The sequence below is a fragment of the Lentzea sp. NPDC051213 genome (assembly GCF_044455585.1).
Lineage (GTDB): Bacteria > Actinomycetota > Actinomycetes > Mycobacteriales > Pseudonocardiaceae > Lentzea.
Window position 1 is genome coordinate 256,971 of the sequence record NZ_JBITEX010000010.1, and the last position, 17,758, is coordinate 274,728.

General features: G+C 69.6%; 17 protein-coding genes. 11 read left to right on the top strand and 6 right to left on the bottom strand.

Annotated features, from left to right (window positions below; genetic code table 11):
• Window positions 1-20: 20 nt before the first annotated feature.
• From ACIA8G_RS37740 to ACIA8G_RS37750, 3 genes are read right to left on the bottom strand one after another with little or no spacing between them, the layout of a single operon-like run.
• A complete protein-coding gene (locus tag ACIA8G_RS37740) occupies window positions 21-899 on the bottom strand; it encodes an alpha/beta fold hydrolase (protein WP_396423552.1) in 879 nt (292 codons plus the stop codon).
• A 7-nt stretch (window positions 900-906) separates the two neighbouring features.
• On the bottom strand, window positions 907-2,238 hold the full coding sequence (locus ACIA8G_RS37745) for a PQQ-binding-like beta-propeller repeat protein (RefSeq protein WP_396423553.1): 1,332 nt from the start codon (window positions 2,236-2,238) through the stop codon (window positions 907-909).
• 5 nt (window positions 2,239-2,243) lie between these two features.
• Window positions 2,244-3,878, bottom strand: coding sequence for a DEAD/DEAH box helicase (locus ACIA8G_RS37750; protein WP_396423664.1), 1,635 nt, complete (start codon window positions 3,876-3,878; stop codon window positions 2,244-2,246).
• Window positions 3,879-4,159: 281 nt separating this feature from the next.
• Between ACIA8G_RS37750 and ACIA8G_RS37755 the strand changes: the two genes are divergently transcribed.
• Together ACIA8G_RS37755 and ACIA8G_RS37760 are read left to right on the top strand one after the other, a co-directional pair.
• Window positions 4,160-4,801, top strand: a complete 642-nt coding sequence (locus tag ACIA8G_RS37755; protein WP_396423554.1) for a ferritin-like fold-containing protein — start codon at window positions 4,160-4,162, stop codon at window positions 4,799-4,801.
• 43 nt (window positions 4,802-4,844) lie between these two features.
• Window positions 4,845-5,069 (top strand): DUF3107 domain-containing protein, encoded by a 225-nt coding sequence (locus ACIA8G_RS37760; RefSeq protein ID WP_396423665.1) that lies wholly within the window; start codon window positions 4,845-4,847, stop codon window positions 5,067-5,069.
• Between the two features lie 58 nt (window positions 5,070-5,127).
• Here ACIA8G_RS37760 and ACIA8G_RS37765 read toward each other — a convergent pair whose 3' ends face one another.
• Window positions 5,128-5,436 carry a DUF4873 domain-containing protein gene (locus ACIA8G_RS37765; RefSeq protein ID WP_396423555.1) on the bottom strand — a complete coding sequence of 103 codons (309 nt, stop codon included), beginning with the start codon at window positions 5,434-5,436 and terminating at the stop codon, window positions 5,128-5,130.
• A 1-nt stretch (window position 5,437) separates the two neighbouring features.
• Window positions 5,438-6,121: a TetR/AcrR family transcriptional regulator gene (locus ACIA8G_RS37770; RefSeq protein WP_396423556.1), complete on the bottom strand. Its 684-nt coding sequence runs from the start codon at window positions 6,119-6,121 to the stop codon at window positions 5,438-5,440.
• Window positions 6,122-6,182: 61 nt separating this feature from the next.
• Between ACIA8G_RS37770 and ACIA8G_RS37775 the strand changes: the two genes are divergently transcribed.
• Both ACIA8G_RS37775 and ACIA8G_RS37780 read left to right on the top strand, forming a co-directional pair.
• A complete protein-coding gene (locus tag ACIA8G_RS37775; protein WP_396423557.1) occupies window positions 6,183-7,070 on the top strand; it encodes a diiron oxygenase in 888 nt (295 codons plus the stop codon).
• Complete coding sequence (locus ACIA8G_RS37780) at window positions 7,043-7,822, top strand: alpha/beta fold hydrolase (RefSeq protein ID WP_396423558.1); 780 nt, start codon at window positions 7,043-7,045, stop codon at window positions 7,820-7,822. Before ACIA8G_RS37775 ends, ACIA8G_RS37780 begins: the two co-directional genes overlap by 28 nt.
• A 25-nt stretch (window positions 7,823-7,847) precedes the next feature.
• Here the strand turns inward: ACIA8G_RS37780 and ACIA8G_RS37785 are convergent, their stop codons facing one another.
• Window positions 7,848-8,477 carry a TetR/AcrR family transcriptional regulator gene (locus ACIA8G_RS37785; protein ID WP_396423559.1) on the bottom strand — a complete coding sequence of 210 codons (630 nt, stop codon included), beginning with the start codon at window positions 8,475-8,477 and terminating at the stop codon, window positions 7,848-7,850.
• Between the two features lie 126 nt (window positions 8,478-8,603).
• Between ACIA8G_RS37785 and ACIA8G_RS37790 the strand changes: the two genes are divergently transcribed.
• The 7 genes from ACIA8G_RS37790 to ACIA8G_RS37820 all read left to right on the top strand — a co-directional run bounded on the left by ACIA8G_RS37790 (window position 8,604) and on the right by ACIA8G_RS37820 (window position 17,681).
• Complete coding sequence (locus ACIA8G_RS37790; RefSeq protein ID WP_396423560.1) at window positions 8,604-9,557, top strand: alpha/beta fold hydrolase; 954 nt, start codon at window positions 8,604-8,606, stop codon at window positions 9,555-9,557.
• A gap of 40 nt (window positions 9,558-9,597) precedes the next feature.
• Entirely contained in the window at window positions 9,598-10,590 is a 993-nt protein-coding gene (locus tag ACIA8G_RS37795) for a DUF3152 domain-containing protein (protein WP_396423561.1), read from the top strand.
• 81 nt (window positions 10,591-10,671) lie between these two features.
• Complete coding sequence (moeZ, locus tag ACIA8G_RS37800; protein WP_396423562.1) at window positions 10,672-11,844, top strand: adenylyltransferase/sulfurtransferase MoeZ; 1,173 nt, start codon at window positions 10,672-10,674, stop codon at window positions 11,842-11,844.
• Between the two features lie 146 nt (window positions 11,845-11,990).
• Window positions 11,991-12,788, top strand: a complete 798-nt coding sequence (locus ACIA8G_RS37805) for a TIGR02569 family protein (protein ID WP_396423563.1) — start codon at window positions 11,991-11,993, stop codon at window positions 12,786-12,788.
• A 105-nt stretch (window positions 12,789-12,893) separates the two neighbouring features.
• Window positions 12,894-14,810: a molybdopterin oxidoreductase family protein gene (locus tag ACIA8G_RS37810; protein ID WP_396423666.1), complete on the top strand. Its 1,917-nt coding sequence runs from the start codon at window positions 12,894-12,896 to the stop codon at window positions 14,808-14,810.
• Entirely contained in the window at window positions 14,807-16,282 is a 1,476-nt protein-coding gene (locus ACIA8G_RS37815; protein ID WP_396423564.1) for an FAD-dependent oxidoreductase, read from the top strand. Before ACIA8G_RS37810 ends, ACIA8G_RS37815 begins: the two co-directional genes overlap by 4 nt.
• A 97-nt stretch (window positions 16,283-16,379) precedes the next feature.
• Window positions 16,380-17,681 (top strand): MFS transporter, encoded by a 1,302-nt coding sequence (locus ACIA8G_RS37820; protein ID WP_396423565.1) that lies wholly within the window; start codon window positions 16,380-16,382, stop codon window positions 17,679-17,681.
• The last annotated feature ends 77 nt before the right edge of the window (window positions 17,682-17,758 follow it).

Below are 17,758 nucleotides of genomic sequence, written 5' to 3' on the forward strand. Positions count from 1 at the left end.
TGAAGGCTGCCTGGCTGGTGCTAGGACGCCAGCCAGGCCCGCCACGTCGGCAGCAGCGTGGCGATGAGCTCGTGCGGTGCCTCGGTGTTCGGCGAGTGCATCACGCCGGGCAGCACCGCGAAGTCCGCGTCCAGCCGCTCCGCCATGTCCCGCTGGGCGGCCGGGCTCCACGCGTCGTCGGCGTCACCGCAGACCACCAGGCACGGCGTCCCCGACGACCGCAGCGCGCGGGCGAGCTTGGCGACCTGGTCCGGTTCGTAGCGCAGGCCGTTGCCCATGCCGAGCAACGCCGCGGCCGGCGACTTCAGGAACCTGGTGCGGTAGAAGTCTTTCAGCTCCTGCGGAAGCGCGATGTACGCCGGGTTCTGCGCGGACCGCAGCTCGTTGAGCTTCTGGCTGCCCTCGACGCCCTGCTCGGCCAGCACGTGCTCGCCGACCTCCAGCACCGTGCGGCGTTCACCCGCGGGCATCTCGGACGGGCCGGACGCCATCAGCGTCAGACCCGAGATCGGGGCACCGGCGAAGACCGCGGCTCGTGACACGAGACCGCCGTAGGAGTGGCCGAGCAGCAGCACGCGGCGGCCGTCGGCGGCGATCTTCTCGATCAGCTCGGCGAGCACCGATCCCAGCGGGCCTGGCCGGTACAGCGCCTCGTCGCCGGGACCTGCCGAGTCCTGCTGGCCGGGCAGGTCGATCGCGATGACCTCGAAACCCGCGTCCGCGATCAGGTCGATGATCGGCGCGAAGTCCTCTTTGGAACCCGTGTAACCGGGCACGAGCAGCGCCGTCGTGCGCATCGCGTCGTCGCCCACGGCGGGGGCGCGCAGGGCCGCGATCGTGCCGTAGCGGCCCGGCAGGTCGACGCGTTGCGCCCGGTGCGGGCTCATCTGCGAGTACACGAGGGAACTATCGCAGCGCGACCAGGGTTTCGCCACGCTGCTCGAGCACGACGGGACCGGCTGTGGCGAGTTGCACAGGACCGGTGTGGCCGGCGCGGTTCACCCGGATGGTGCCCACGACCGCGCCGGTGCCCTGCTCGTACACCCGCAGGCCTTCCTTGACCGGGATCAACGCGCGGCCCGCGAGCGTGGTGCCCGCGCCCAGCGTGCCGTCCGCAGTCCACAGTGGAGTGAGCGTCTCGGACGACAGCGAGATCGTCTTGGAACCGGTGAACCAGAAGACGTTCGTCTTGGTCGTGAACCCGCGCGTCACGTGGTTCGGCGGATCGGTGAAGTCCGCCGCCGGCACGTCGATCGGGGTCTCGCTGACCTGCGTGCCGCTCTCCGCGTCGAACACGACCAGGCGGCTCGGGTTCGGCACGGCGACCGCGACGAGCTTCTCCGTCACGGCCACGACCTGCGCGTTCCTCCCGCCGGTCAGGACGCTGGCGAACACCTTCGGCTCATCGGACTTGTCCGGGTTCGGCTTGATCACCGAGATCCGGTCCCACGCGTCGTCGGGGCAGCGCTCGATCATCGCGAACTTGCCGGACGTCAGCGCGACCGAGCCGTACGTGCAGCCGGACCGCGGCTGCTTGTTCGGGTTCACGATCGCGCGCAGGCTGCCGTACTCGAGCGAGCGCACCAGGTCGTCGCGCCGGTAGACCTCCATGAACTTCGACCCGGTCGTGATCAGGTGCGAGCCCTCGTTGAGCAGCGCCGTACCCGGTTCCGCGTCGCCGTTGCGCTGCGCGCGCCGCTCGCCGGTGATGCCGTCGAGCGAAGTCAGTTCGGAACAGTTCGTGCCCTTGGAGTACAGGGCCATCGCGCGGCCCCAGCCCGTGCTCACCACGCACAGCTGGAGATCGCGCTCGTACGTCCACCGGACGTCACCTGTCAGCGGGTCGAGCCCGCTGACCTTGCCGCCGTCACCCGTGACCACCGTGGACGGCTTTTCCTCGCCCGTCTCCTTGACCTGGGTCAGGACGACCACGGGGGACTGCGTCGCGCCGCTCTTCGCGCGCCACACCTCGGCGAGCGACGGTGGCAGCGCGGCCACCTCGGGCAGCTGGTCCCACGACGACGGCCCGGTGACCGACGTCGTGGCGCGAGCATCGCTGAACGCCCAGGTCGCCACGGCCGCGACGACCGAGACGACCGCGATCAGCGCGACCGCGATGAAGTCGGCGCGGGTGCGCCACGACCGCGCGGGCGGACGCTCCTCGACTGGCTCGCGCTCGTGCGCTGGCTCGTCGAGGACGTCCTCGATGTCGGTGACGTCGGAACCGGTGGACGACATGGTGATCAGTCTGCCGAAGGTGCGGCCTGTTCGGCAGAGCTTCGGCGGCGCCGACGCCTGCGTGGCTTGTCCGACGCGGGCTTGTCCGCCGCGTCCGAGCTCGCCGGAGCCTCGGCCTGCTCGCCCTCTTGCGGCACGCCCGAGCGGCTGCGCGTGCGCGACCGGCTGCGCTTCGGCCTGGTGGCCTCGCTCGCCTCCGGTGCCTGCTCGCCCGCCTCGCGGCCGGCGCCAGAACCTGAACCGGTGCCGGTGCGGCGGCGGCGCTTGCGCTTGCCGGTGTCGAGCTTCTCCTCTTCCTCGGCGTCGAGGCCCGCGCGGGTGCGGTGGCTCAGCGGCAACCGGCCCGTGGAACCGGACGGAATGCCCAGGTCGGCGAAGAGGTGGTCAGAGGTGGAGTACGTCTCCACCGGCAGCGGCTGACCGAGGCCGAGCAGCTCGTTGACCGAGGCCCAGCGCGCGGTCTCGTCCCAGTCGACGAACGTGACTGCGACACCCGTGCGCCCGGCACGGCCCGTGCGGCCGATGCGGTGCACGTAGGTCTTCTCGTCCTCGGGGCACTGGTAGTTGATGACGTGCGTCACGTCGTCGATGTCGATGCCGCGCGCCGCGACGTCGGTGGCCACCAGCACGTCGACCTTGCCGCTGCGGAACGCCCGCAGCGCCTTCTCGCGCGCGCCCTGGCCGAGGTCACCGTGCACGGCGGCCGCGGCGAACCCGCGCTCGGTCAGGTCGTCGGCGACCTTCTGGGCGGTCCGCTTGGTGCGGGCGAAGATCATCGACAGGCCGCGGTCGCGGGCCTGCAGCACGCGGGCCAGCATCTCCGGCTTGTCCATGGAGTGCGCCCGGTAGACGAACTGAGAGGTGTTCTCGTGCGTCTGGCCTGCGTCGTTCTCCTCGGCGCGGATGTGCGTCGGCTGGTTCAGGAACGTGCGGGCCAGCGTGATGATCGGGCCCGGCATGGTCGCCGAGAACAGCATCGTCTGCCGCTCGTCGGGGACCATCGTGAGGATGCGCTCGATGTCGGGCAGGAAGCCCAGGTCGAGCATCTCGTCGGCCTCGTCCAGCACCAGCGCGCGGACCTTGCCGAGCACCAGGTGGCGCTGCTCGGCCAGGTCGAGCAGCCGGCCGGGCGTGCCGACGACGACGTCGACGCCCTTCTTGAGCTGCGCGATCTGCTGGTCGTACGGACGGCCGCCGTAGATCGCCGTGACCCGGACACCGAGGTGCCGGGACGCGTCGGTGAGGTCGTGGGTGACCTGGAGACACAGCTCACGAGTGGGGACGACCACAAGTGCCTGCGGGGTGCCGTCGCCGGGCGTGTCGAGCCGGTGCAGCAGCGGCACGCCGAACCCGAGGGTCTTGCCGGTGCCGGTGCGCGCCTGACCGATCAGGTCGTCGCCGGCGAGCGCGATGGGGAGCGTCAGCTCCTGGATGGCGAAAGTGCGGACGATGCCGGCTTCACCGAGTGCCTTGACGATCTCGTCACGCACTCCCAGCTCGGCGAACGTGGGGGAGTCGTTCTGCACCGGGGCGTCTGCCAGCAGCGGGTGCGACGGGTCTTCTTCAGGTACACCGGCCTCGCTGTGTTCCAGGGCTACCGGGTCCAGATGTGTTTCTACTTCAGCGGTCAGGGTGATCAGCCTCTCTCGTACCAGCGCGCACTTGCCCTGGCCGGGCCTCTCGACCGCGCTCTCCAGTGGAGCTGCGGGAAAGGTGTGCACGCACCCATTCACGACGCCTCGCAGCGTGGGCGTCACACTCGTCACGCCGGGCGTCTCGGGCCATTCTACCTGGCGAGACGCAATTGACCACCTAGTGACGCGATCCCGATCTTCACCGGCCGCTCGCGACGGCCGGCAGGACCCGTCTGAACGGGCAATCGGCCGGTGAAGGCCGGGGCCCCCGCACTAGGCTTCCGCCCATGGGTGTTGCGGAGGGTGTTGTCGATCTTCTCGGGGCGCTCGCATATGGCGAGCTCTCTGCCTTCGACCGGATGACGGAGGACTCGCGCACGGCGCCGACATTGTCCGGTCGCGCCGCGCTCGCGCAGATGGCAGCGGCCGAGATCGGTCACTTCACGCAGTTGCAGAAGTTCCTGGCAGCCGAGGACATCGCCGTCGAGGACGCGATGGCGCCGTTCGTGAAGGGCTTCGACGCGTTCCACGAGTCGACCAGCCCCAAGTCGTGGCTCGAGTCGCTGGTCAAGGCCTACGTGGGCGACGGGCTGGCCGCCGACTTCTACCGCGAGATCGCCGAGTGGCTCGACGAGCCGACCAAGCAGCTCGTGCTCGCGGTGCTCGCCGACACGGGACATTCGGCGTTCGCTGAGCGCGAAGTTCTGGCCGCCGTCGAGTCGGATCCGCGGGTGCGGGACAGGCTCGCGCTGTGGGGCCGCCGGCTGCTCGGCGAGGCGTTGACGCAGGCCCAGTACGTGGTGGCGGAGCGGGACGGCCTCTCCGAGTTGATCGTCAGGGGCTCCGGGGACCTCGCCGGCATAGGGCAGTTGTTCCGGCGGCTCCAGCAGAGTCATGCGCGGCGCATGACGCAGCTGGGTCTGGGCTAGGTAGGCTCGGCCGTAGATTTTTCTCTTGAGCACGGAGGTCAGCGTGGAGGTCAGGATCGGCGTCGCGGACAGCCCGCGGGAACTCGTCGTGACCAGTGAGCTCAACCCGTCGGATGTTGAGGCTCTGGTGGCGGACGCGGTGTCCGGTAAGACCAGCGTGCTGTCGCTGGTGGACGCCAAGGGTGCGCGTTTCGTCGTGCCCGCTGGCCGTGTCGCCTACGTGGAGATCGGTCCGCAGGACTCGCGCAAGGTCGGGTTCGGCGCCTGAGTTTTCTTTCGACGAGAAAGGCCCCGGTCGTTCTGACCGGGGCCTTTTCCGTTGCAACTCACTGCTCGGCGGGTTCTTCGATCTTGTACGGCGGGGTGGAGATGCCGCCGACCCGGTAGCGGCCCCACGGATCGGGGTCGGTCAGCGTGCCCTCGGCCTCACCCGTGGGGGTGCGCAGGAACGCGGTTCGCGCTCCTGCTTCGACCCGGCTGGTGACCTCGTTGTTCGCCTTGATCCGGCCGTACCAGTGGTAGCGGCCGTCGATCGGCTGGAAGTAACCCCGCAGTTCGACGTCGACCGGGATCACGCCGTCCTGGAACGCGAGGGTCGCGGCGCCGGTGTAGCCGTCTTCGGCGTGCTCGCTCATGTCAGTCCACCAATCGCAGCGGGGTGAGTGGCCGGGCAGGGTCGGCCTGGACGCCGGCCGAGCGCAACAGCCCGTCGATGGCGTGCCAGATGATCGTGGCGAGGTAGTCGCTGAGGTTCGCGCGGGACATGGTCTGGCGGTCGAGCCACCAGTCGCCCGCGTTCTGCACCATGCCGACGAGGGCGTGCGCCCACGGCTCGGCGCCGCCGGAGTCCATGTCGAACGCGCGCAGGTAGTCGCCGAGGATCCGGGCCAGCGCGTTCGCGATGAGGTTCTTGTCCTCCTGCACCACGTCCTTCTCGACCGGGCGGTCCACGAAGGACCCCTTCACCACGAACCGGTAGAGGTTCGGGTTGTCCTCGATCACGGACAGGTAGGCGTCGACGATCCGTTCGATGCGGTCGCGGATCGGGCCGTCGGCGGCCAGTGCCGGGCCCATCCGGTCCATCAGCAGTTCGGTGGCCTTCTGGCCGACCGCCAGGTACAGGTCCGACTTGTCGGTGAAGTGCCGGTACAGCACGGGTTTGCTGACGCCTGCCTCCGCGGCGACGTCCTCCATGCCGACGTCCGGCCCCTTCTTGGCCACGACGGCGATCGTGGCTTCCACGAACTCCGCCCTGCGCTGTTCGCGATGCCCCTTCCAGCGCTCGCGTCGCGCGTCCGGCCCCTTGACAGTGCGTGCCATGTGACGCACGCTACCAGAAGTAACCGTTACCTCAAGTAACACTTACCGGGGAGGGCAACCGATGAGGGTCGCCGATCGGGAGAAGACAGCGGAGAGGCTGCTGAAGTCCTCCGCCGACAGGTTCTACGACCCGGAAGTGGACATCGACTGGGAAGCACCGCTGGTCGAGGGCCTCTTCTACATCCCGGAACATCGCATCTCGCTCTACGGCACCCCGCTGTACGACTCGCTGACGCGCGAGCAGCGCATCGAGCTCTCCAAGCACGAGCTGGCGTCGATCGCGTCGGTCGGCCTGTGGTTCGAGCTGCTGCTCATGCAGATGCTGGTGAAGGTCGTCTACAACACCGACCCGACCACGCGGCACGCCCAGTACGCGCTGACCGAGGTGGCGGACGAGTGCCGTCACTCCACGATGTTCGCGCGCCTGGTCGAGCGCATCGGCTGCCCGCCGTACGGCCCCGTCCGCCAGACCCACCGGCTCGGCAAGCTGCTGCCGACCATCGGCTACGGACCGGCCATGTACGGCTCGATCCTGGTGGCGGAGGAGATCCTCGACCGCCTGCAGCGCGAGGCCATGGCCGACGAGACCATCCAGCCGATCGTGCGGATGGTGAACCGCATCCACGTGCTCGAGGAGGCCCGGCACGTGCGGTTCGCCCGCGAAGAGCTGCTGCGGGGCATGTCCGGTTTGAAGGCTTTTGAGCTGCCGTACCAGAAGTGGCTGGTCGGCTACGTGTCGATGATGATCACGCGCACGATCATCAATCCGGCCGTCTACGCCGCGGTCGGGCTGGACGTGCGTGAGGCGCACCGGCAGGCGCTGGGCAACCCGCACTTCCAGGAGACCCTCCGCTGGGCGGGGGAACGGATCATGTCGTTCCTGGATGAGGCCGGACTCGTCGGAAAGCCGGGGATGCGTTCATGGCGACGCTCGTTCTTGATCGGCTGAACGTCGTCACGTCGGGGCCTTCGACTTCCGACGTGACGGCGGTCCTGTTGCACGGCTGGACCATGGACCTCACGACGTGGGACCGCGTCGCCGCGGCACTGCCCGGCCGGGTGGTCCGCTACGACGTGCGCGGCCACGGCGGGTCCCGCGGTACCGGCTCCATCTCGGACCTGGCCGACGACCTGGCCGCCGTGCTGGAGGAGCTTGCCCCGACCGGCCGGATCGTGCTGGCCGGTCACTCCCTCGGCGGCATGACGATCATGGCGCTGGCCGAGCAGCGCCCCGAGTTGTTCTCGCGCGTCACGGGGGTGGCGCTCATCGCCACGTCGTGCGGGAACCTGCCCCGGATGAGCGGCGTCGAGCGGCTCGCGGGGAAGTGGCTGGTCAAGCGGCCGAAGGTCGGGTTCGGCCGCTTGATCACGCCTGGCCTGCGGGTGACGTTCGGGCGCCGGCCGCGCTGGGCCGACGTGCGTGCGGCCGCGGCGATGGCGGGAGCGACGACCGGTGAGGCGTTCGTCGGGATCCGGGAGGAACTGACCCGGCACCAGCGGCAGGAGGCGCTGGCGGTGCTGTCGGCGATTCCCACCGTCGTGCTGGCCGGTTCCTGGGACGTCCTCACGCCGATGCGGCACTCACGGGTGCTGGCGGACGCGTTGCCGTCGGCGCAGTTCGTGATCTACCCGAAGGCCGGGCACATGCTGCCGTTGGAACGGTCGGAGGACGTGGCGAGAAGGATCGCCGCGCTGATGTGAAAAGGGGGCCCGCGGGCCCCCTTTTTCAGTGCTGGAGCGGGAAACCGCCACCGATGCCGCGCCACGCCAGGTTGGAGATCAGCGCCACGGCCTCCTCCTTCGGCACCCGGCGGTTGTCCGCGAGCCACGAGCGGGCGGTGACCTGCGAGAGCCCGACCAGGCCGACGGCGAGCAGGCGCGCGCGGTCCGGGTCGAGGCCGGCGTCGGCCGTGATGGTGTCGGTGATGGCGTCGACGGAGTCGGTCGTCGCGCGCTCGACGGCCTCCTGCACGGAGGGCTCGGAGCGCAGGTCGGACTCGAAGACCATGCGGAACGCCTGGCCCTCACCGTCCACGAAGTCGTAGAAGGCGGCCACGGCGGCACGCACCCGCAACTTGTTGTCCGGCGAGGAGGCGATGGCCGTGCGCACGCGGCCCACCAGCTCGTCCACATGGGACTCGAGCAGGGCCATGTACAGCTCGAGCTTGCCGGGGAAGTGTTGGTACAGCACCGGCTTGGACACGCCCGCACGTTCGGCGATCTCGTCCATCGCGGCGGCGTGGTAGCCGTTGGCGACGAACACGTCCTGCGCCGCTGCCAGCAGCTGCGCGCGGCGGGCGGTGCGCGGCAGTCGAACGCCCCTGCCTGCGGGTGCGCTCTGCGCCGTCTCCGTCATGGTGCCTCCAGCACTCCTCAGCATGCCGTCGGACAGGGGTTGCCTGACCGGGGCGTGACGCAACCTTACTCGCTAGTAGCCCACATCCGGGAACCATCTCGGTCTTCTTTCCCGCATCCTGGTCAGGTGAGCACCCTGATTCCCGCCCCGTTGTCCACGGTCGCGCTGCCGCCGCTGGACAAGACCCAGACGCCGTGGCCAGGTGAGTTTCACCAGGTCGATGACCACGAGGTGCACGTCAGGGTGACGCCGGGAGACGGTCCGCCCGCGGTCTTCGTGCACGGCCTGGGCGGGTCCGCGACGAACTGGACGGACCTGGCAGCCCAGCTGCGCGGCCACGTCACCGGGTACTCGGTCGACCTGCCGGGGTTCGGGCGGTCGGAGCCGATCCCCGGCTACGACTTCAGCCTGCCCACGCACGCCCGCACGGTGATCAAGTACCTCGAGACGCTCGGCGGGCCGGTGCACCTGCTCGGCAACTCGATGGGCGGCGCGATCTCGCTCATCGTCGCCGCGACCAGGCCGGATCTCGTGCAGACGCTCACGCTCGTCTCGCCGGCCGTGCCCGATCTGCGGCCGCGCCTCGACCGCATGTCCGACCCGCGGATGGCGCTCGCGTTCCTGCCGATCATCGGGTCCAAGGTGCGCCGCGAGCTGGCGAAGCTCACCGCGCACGAGCGCACCAAGCAGATGCTGGCCCTGTGCTTCGCCGACCCGAGCGTCGTGCCCGATCACCGCATCGAGGAGTCGATCAAGGAGAACGAGGAGCGCGCCCGGCAGAGGTGGGCGGGCCAGGCGCTCAACCGCAGCACCTTCGGGTTGATGCAGAGCTGGTTCACGCCGGGACCGAAGTCGCTCTGGCGGCTGTTGCCGCTGGTCAAGGCGCCGACGCTGGTCGTGTGGGGCGAGAACGACAGGCTGGTCAGCGTGCGGAAGGGACCGCGGACGGCCCGGCTGCTGCCGAAGGGACGACTCCTGGTGCTTCCGCGGACCGGCCACGTAGCCCAGATGGAGCGGCCCGCCACCGTGGCGAGGGCGGTTCTGGGCATGTGGGAGGCGGTCGACCGACACACATGGTGATGAACGACGGCCATACGGGGGATGTGGGACCCTGGGCAACGTGAATCGCGCCCCCGAGCGAGGACGTACTGCTCCGCCCGCTGACCGCTACCGTCGTGGCGCGCGCCGGACCAGCGCGGAACCGCTTGCGGCGGCCTGGGAACCGGACGGCACCGGGCAGCATCAGCGGCCTCGCAAGCGCGGCGGCGTGAAGAAGCTCGTCGCCAGCTACGGATGGCGCATCTACGCGATTCCGGTCCTGCTCGTGCTCACGGCGCTGGTGGTGCTCGACACGGTGCAGCCGAAGGCGCCCGCGTCCGGCAACCCGTCCAGCGAGACCGCCCTGACGCCCAGCAGCACCCCCGAGGCGCCCGCGTCCGAGGTGCAGGCGGGCAAGCCCAAGCTGGACGTCCCGACCGCGGAACTGCCGCCGGGCCCCGACTTCTCGACCTCCGGCGTCGGCACGTTCCGCGCGCTGGCGGGCAGCGGTCCGCGGCTGGGCGAGGGAAACGCGGCGAAATTCCGGAAGTACGCGATCGCGATCGAGGACGGCGTGGCGCCGGCCGACTACAACAACGATGAGACGGCGTTCGCGCGCACCGTCGACGGGTTCCTCTCCGACCCGCGCAGCTGGATCGGCACCAAGCAGGTCGCGTTGCAGCGGGTCGAGCCGAACCAGAACCCGGACTTCATCATCTCGCTGACCACCACGGCGACGACGCACACGCTCTGCGGCAAGGAGATCCCGTTCGAGACCTCCTGCTGGAACCCCGGCAAGAAGCGGGTCGTGATCAACGTGGCCCGCTGGGTGCGCGGCGCCATGGTCTACGCCCGCGACCTGGCCGGGTACCGGAACTACGTGATCAACCACGAGGTCGGCCACGCGCTGGGCAACCAGCACGCCGCCTGTGGTGAGAACGGCGCGGCGGCGCCGGTGATGATGCAGCAGACGTTCGGCGTCGCGAACAACTTCGTGTCCCAGCTCAACGCGGGGCAGGACGTCGTGCCGGCGGACGGCAAGATCTGCTCTCCGAACGCGTTTCCCGCTGGCTGAGACAGCTTTCCAACCGGGAAGAGTCCAGGCAGGGTAGACGTTGTCTCGGACACGGAGACATTGCCCGTCGAGGAGGACCAGATGGCGCTTCCGCCGCTCGTTGAGCCAGCCGCGGAGCTGACCAAAGAAGAAGTCGCGCGCTACAGCCGGCACCTGATCATCCCGGACGTCGGGGTGGACGGCCAGAAACGGCTGAAGAACGCGAAGGTGCTCGTCGTCGGCGCGGGCGGCCTGGGCAGCCCGGCACTGCTGTACCTGGCCGCGGCCGGGGTCGGCACGCTCGGCGTCGTCGACTTCGACGTCGTGGACGAGTCGAACCTGCAACGCCAGGTCATCCACGGTCAGTCCGACGTCGGCCGCCCCAAGGCCGAGTCCGCGCGCGACTCGGTCGCCGAGATCAACCCGTTCGTGAAGGTCAATCTCCACCAGACGCACCTGAACTCCGAGAACGCGCTGGAGATCTTCCGCGACTACGACCTGATCCTGGACGGCACGGACAACTTCGCCACGCGCTACCTGGTGAACGACGCCGCGGTGCTGCTGGGCAAGCCGTACGTCTGGGGCTCGATCTTCCGGTTCGAGGGCCAGGTCAGCGTCTTCTGGGAGGACGCGCCGAACGGCCAGGGCCTCAACTACCGCGACCTCTACCCGGAGCCGCCGCCTCCCGGCATGGTCCCGTCGTGCGCCGAGGGCGGCGTGCTGGGCGTGCTGTGCGCGTCGATCGGCTCGATCATGGTCACCGAGGCGATCAAGCTGCTCACCGGCATCGGCGACCCGCTGCTGGGCCGCCTGATGGTCTACGACGCACTCGAGATGACCTACCGGACGATCAAGATCCGCAAGGACCCGGAGTCGCCGAAGATCACCGAGCTGATCGACTACGAGGCGTTCTGCGGGGTCGTGTCCACGGACGCGCAGCAGGCCGCCGCGGGCAACACGATCACGCCGCTCGAGCTCAAGCACAAGCAGGAGTCCGGTGAGGACTTCCTGCTGGTGGACGTTCGTGAGCCGCACGAGTACGAGATCGTGAAGATCCCCGGCTCGGTGCTGATCCCGAAGGACCGGATCCTGTCCGGCGAGGCGTTCTCGGAGCTGCCGCAGGACAAGCCGCTGGTGCTGCACTGCAAGTCCGGCGCGCGTTCGGCGGAGGCTCTTGCCGCGCTGCACAAGGCGGGCTTCAAGGACGCCGTGCACGTCGGTGGCGGTGTCCTGGCCTGGGCCCGCGAGGTCGACCCCTCGCTGCCGACCTACTGATTGGCGCGAAAAGCACGTTCGGGCCGCTAGATGGCCCGAACGTGCTTTTCGCGCCAAATAAACACTGGGCTGTTTGGGTGGTGGGATGAATCACGGCGTGTCGTGGTCCACCACCCAGACGGTCTATCCAGGTAGCGTGCCGAGCCGTGACCCGCGCCCCCGAACCGCCCCCAGCGCACGTGCGTGCGGCGTTCGGGGCACGTGACGCCGAGCCCGAGCTCATCGACGGCGGCCCTGCCTGGCGCTGCGGCGACGCCACCATCCGGCCCGCGCCGAAGCCCGCAGAGGCCACCTGGATCGCGAAGACCCTCGACGGTCTGGACGTGCCGAACCTGCGCATCGGCCGGCCGCTCAGATCCACCGACGGCAGGTACGTCGTCGGCGGCTGGTCCGCCACCAAGTTCCTCGCCGGTCGCGCCGAAGCACGTCACGACGAGGTCGTCGCCGTCGCGCAACGCCTCCACCAGGCCACCGCCGAGCTGCCGAAACCCCGCTTCCTGGAAGCGCGGACGGACGTGTTCGCCGTCGCCGACCGCCTGGCGTGGCGCGAGGACGACGTGCCGCTCGACGCCGACCTCGGCGGCCGGCTGTTCGACCTGCTCAAGGAAACGCTGAAGCCCATCGCGTTGAAACCGCAGGTGGTGCACGGCGACCTCTTCGGAAACGTGCTGTTCGCGGGCAACGCCCCGCCCGCCGTCATCGACTTCACCGCGTACTGGCGCCCGCCGGAGTGGGCCGCCGCGGTGGTCGCGGTGGACGCCGTCGCGTGGGGCGGCGCCGACCCCGGGCTGCTCAAGCGCTGGGGTCATCTGAGCGAGTGGCCGCAGGCGCTGGTGCGCGCGACGCTCTTCCGGCTGGCGGTGCACGCACTTCACCCGTTGTCAACGTCACAGTCGTTTGCGGGCTTGGAACGTGCTGCTCACCAGGTGACCGCACTGCTCTGAGCAGACAACTTTCCCGGTTCGAAACATTGCGGAGCATCGCGTTAACAGGCGCTTCTTAGCGTCAGCGGCGTGACCCATTGCCCTTACTGCGCGCTGCAGTGCTCCATGAGCGTCATCGACGGCCAGGTGGCCCCTGGTCCCGGTGGGCTGTGCCAGAAGGGCTGGACGGCGGGGGAGCTGTTGCGGCATCCGTCCCGCCTGACCACGCCGTTGCTGCACGGCGAGCCGGTGTCGTGGGACGAGGCGCTGGACTTCGTGGCTTCTCGGATCCGGTCGTACGAGCCCGACGAGGTCGCCGTGTTCGGTGGCGGCGGGCTGACCAACGAGAAGGCGTACGCGCTCGGGAAGTTCGCCAGGGTCGCGCTGAAGACCTCGCAGATCGACTACAACGGCCGGTTCTGCATGTCCTCGGCCGCCGCCGCGGGCAACAAGGCGTTCGGGCTGGACCGCGGGATGCCGTTCCCGCTCACGGATCTGCGCACCGCCGACACGATCATGCTGGCCGGCTCGAACCCGGCTGAGACGATGCCGCCGTTCCTGCGCCACCTGGAGGGCGCCCGGCTGATCGTCATCGACCCGCGCCGCACGCCCACCGCCGAGCGCGCGACGTTGCACCTGCAGCCCGCGCCGGGCACGGACCTGGCGCTCGCGCTGGGCCTGCTGCACACGGCGGTCATCGAGGGCGTGATCGACAAGGAGTACATCTCCGAGCGCACCAGCGGTTTCGACGACGCCTGGCGCATCGCCGCGCAGTGGTGGCCCGAGCACACCGAACGCGTCACGGGCGTCTCGGCCGCTGACCAGCGTGCCGCCGTGCAGATGCTGGCCGGGCGCTCGTACATCCTGTCCGGCCGCGGCACCGAGCAGCACGCCTCCGGCACGGACAACGTCTCGGCGTGGATCAACCTCGCGCTGGCGCTGGGGCTGCCCGGTCGCGCGGGGTCCGGCTACGGGTGCCTGACCGGGCAGGGCAACGGCCAGGGCGGCCGCGAGCACGGCCAGAAGGCCGACCAGCTGCCCGGTTACCGCAAGATCGACGACCCGGAGGCCCGCCGGCACATCATGGAGGTCTGGGGCGTCACCGAACTGCCAGGGCCGGGGCGCAGCGCGTACGAGCTGCTCACCGCGGACGACCTCAAGGCGATGCTGGTGTTCGGCAGCAACCCGGTGGTGTCCGCGCCGCGCGCGTCCAAGGTCGTGGAACGCCTGAAGGCACTGGACCTGCTGGTGGTCGCGGACTTCGTGATGTCCGAGACGGCCGCCATGGCCGACGTCGTGTTCCCGGTGACGCAGTGGGCCGAGGAAGACGGCACGATGACCAACCTCGAAGGCCGGATCATCAGGCGCCGCAAGGCGTTGGACGCACCAGAAGGTGTGCGCAGCGACCTGGAGCTGATCAACGGCCTGGCTTCCCGGCTCGGCGTCGGGGGTTTCCCGACCGAGCCCAGGGAGGTCTTCGAGGAACTGCGCAGGGCGTCCGCCGGCGGTCTCTCCGACTACTCCGGCATCACCTACGAGCGGCTGGACGACGAACAGCTGCACTGGCCGGTGCCGTCCGTCGATCATCCCGGCACGCCAAGGCTTTTCCTCGACCGGTTCGCGCACCCCGACGGCCTGGCGCGGTTCATCCCGGTCGACCACAAAGGACCGGCGGAGCCGCCGGACGCGGAGTTCCCGTTGCAGGCCACCACCGGCCGGGTGCTGCAGCACTACCAGTCCGGTGCGCAGACGCGCCGGATCGGCGAGCTGATGAAGGCCGTTCCCGAGATGTACGTGGAGGTGCACCCCGACACGGCCTCCCGTGCCGGGCTTTCCTCCGGAGAGCCCGCGCACGTCGTGTCCAGGAGGGGCCGGGTGACGGCGACCGTGCGCTGCGTGCCGAGCATGCGGGCCGACGCGGTGTTCCTGCCGTTCCACTTCCCCGGTGACGGGCGGGCGAACCTCCTCACCAACCCCGCGCTCGACCCCACGAGCCGGATGCCCGAGTTCAAGGTCTGCGCTGTGCGATTGGAGCGGGCGTGACACGACGAATCGTGATCGTTGGGTACGGCATGGCAGGTGCCCGGTTAGCGGATGAGCTGCGGCGCAGGGACGACGACATCTCCATCACGATCATCGGTGCCGAGCCGCACGCCGCGTACAACCGCGTGCTGTTGTCGACCGTGGTCGCCGGAACCATGACCCCGGAATCGACGCGGCTGCACGACGACAAGTGGGCCGCTGAGCACAACATCGACCTCCGCCTGAACCACCAGGTCACCGCCATCGACCGCGCCACTCGCACCGTCGTGGTCGAGGGAACGCGGGGGCCCCGCGTTCCCCAGGAGGAAACGGGGGGCTCCCGCGTTACCTTCCCGTACGACGCGTTGGTGCTGGCGACGGGCAGCACGCCGTGGGTGCCGCCGGCCGAAGGCCTCATCGAGGACGGCAAGCTCGCCGCCGGCGTAGTCGCCTTCCGGACGCTCGACGACTGCGCCGAGATCGAGGCCAAGGCCAAGAAGGGCATGCCCGTCGTGGTGCTGGGCGGCGGTCTGCTCGGCATCGAGGCCGCGCGTGGCCTGGCCGGACGAGGCTGCCTGGTCACGGTCGTGCACCCCGTCGGCCATCTGATGGAACGCCAGCTCGACCCCGGCGCCGGCGGCGTCCTCGCCCGCGCCCTCGGCAAGCTCGGCATCGAGTTCCGCCTCAACGCGCTGGCCGCCAAGTACCTCCCCGGCGACGGCCTGATCCTCGACGACGGCACCCACGTCCCCGCTGAACTGGTCGTGGTCTCCGCGGGTGTCCGCGCCGAGACCGGGCTCGCGGTCGAAGCGGGCCTGGAGGTCGACCGCGGCATCGTCGTGGACGACGTGCTGCGCACCAACGACCCGCGCATCCACGCCATCGGCGACTGCGCGCAGCACCCAGGCACCGTGTCCGGCCTGGTGCAGCCCGCGTGGGACCAGGCAGCGGTGCTCGCGGACCGGCTGACCGGCGCGAACCCGGCCGCCAGGTACAGCGGAACCTCGGTCGTCACCCGCCTGAAGGCACGCGACGTGGACCTGGCCGCGCTGGGTGACGTGCACACCGACGTGGACTGCCCGGACTCGGAAGTCCTGTGCTTCCAGGAACCCTCGCGCGGCCGGTACGCGAAGCTCGTCCTGCGCGACGACCGGGTGACGGGCGCGATCGTGATCGGTGCACCGGACGCGGCCGCGACGATCACCCAGCTCTACGACCGCGGCATCCCCGCGCCGACGGACCGGCTGGCCCTGCTGCTGGGCCGGGCGCTGCCCGCGGAGGCCGCCAGCCCGGCGGACCTGCCGTCCAGCGCGGTGATCTGCCGGTGCAACACCGTCTCCAAGGGACAGATCGTGTCCGCCTGGCGTGCGGGCGCGGAAAGCCTGCCGCAACTCGCGGAAGCCACCCGTGCCACTACTGGCTGTGGTGGGTGCAAGGACGCGGTGTGCGGATTGCTCGACTGGCTCGGGGCCTCACAGCCACAGCCCGCGTGATGTGCGGCGGAGTTGCCTTCGCCGTCATCACACAGAACCCCCTGGTAATGCGCCGTTCTTAGGTTTCCCGGCAACGCCGACCCCGCGGAGGACTTTGATGAGCTGGATCGACCACTGGGAGCCGGAGAAGCCCGAGTTCTGGGAGAGCAAGGGGAAGCGGATCGCCCGCAAGAACCTCGTCTTCTCCATTCTCGCGGAGAACCTCGGGTTCAGCGTCTGGGTGCTGATGAGCATCGTCGTCGTGAGCCTCGGCTCCGTCGGCTTCAACTTCAGCGTGGGCCAGCAGTTCTGGCTGCTGATCGTGCCGAACCTCGTCGGCGCCGCACTGCGGGTGCCCTACACGTTCGCGGTGCCGAAGTTCGGCGGCCGGGTGTGGACGACGATCAGCGCAGGGCTGCTGCTGATCCCCTGCACCATGCTCGCGTACGCGGTGTCCACGCCGGGCACGCCGTACTGGTTCTTCCTGCTCACCTCGGCCGTGATGGGCTTCGGTGGCGGCAACTTCTCGTCGTCGATGGCGAACATCTCGTTCTTCTACCCGGAGGGCAAGAAGGGCCTGGCGCTCGGCCTGAACGCGGCCGGCGGCAACCTCGGCGTCGCGATCACGCAGCTCATCGTGCCGATCGTGATCACCATCGGCACCGGGATCCACCTCGCCTACGCGGCGCTCATCTGGATGCCGTTCATCGTGGTCGCCACCGCCTGCGCGTGGTTCTTCATGGACAGCCTCACGCAGGCCAAGCCTGACGGGCAGTCGTACAAGCTGGCGCTCTCCAACCGGCACACCTGGGTGATGTCGTTCCTGTACATCGGCACGTTCGGGTCGTTCATCGGGTTCTCGTTCGCGTTCCCGTCGCTGATCAAGATCAGCTTCGTGGAGTACAAGAGCTGGGTGGCGCTCGCGTTCCTCGGCGCGCTGATCGGCTCGGTGTCGCGTCCGCTCGGCGGCTGGCTGGCCGACCGGATCGGCGGGGCGAAGGTGACCCTCGCGACGTTCCTCGGGCTCGGCGTCGGCACCATCGGCGTGATCGTGAGCGTGGACTCGCACAACTTCGGGCTGTTCTTCGGCTCGTTCATCGCGCTGTTCGTGCTGGCCGGCGTGGGCAACGGCTCGACCTACCGGATGATCCCCGCGATCTTCCGCACCCAGTCGGACTGCGACAAGTCGGCCAAGCGGCAGGCCGCCGCGGTGGTCGGCATCGCGGGTGCGATCGGTGCGGCCGGCGGTGTGCTGGTGAACCTCGTCTTCAAGTTCTCGCTGGAGGGTTCGAAGACGCTGGCGCCCGCGCTGACCGCGTTCCTGGTGTTCTACGGGCTCTGCGTCGCCACCACCTGGTGGTTCTACCTGCGGCGCACCGTGTTCGCGGAGCGGCCGAGCCTCGCCTACGCGGGCGTGTGACGCACGCCTCGCTGAGCTGCGAAGAGAGTTTCCTTTAACACCCGCGAAATATCGCGGACCTTGGGATGACACGCCGC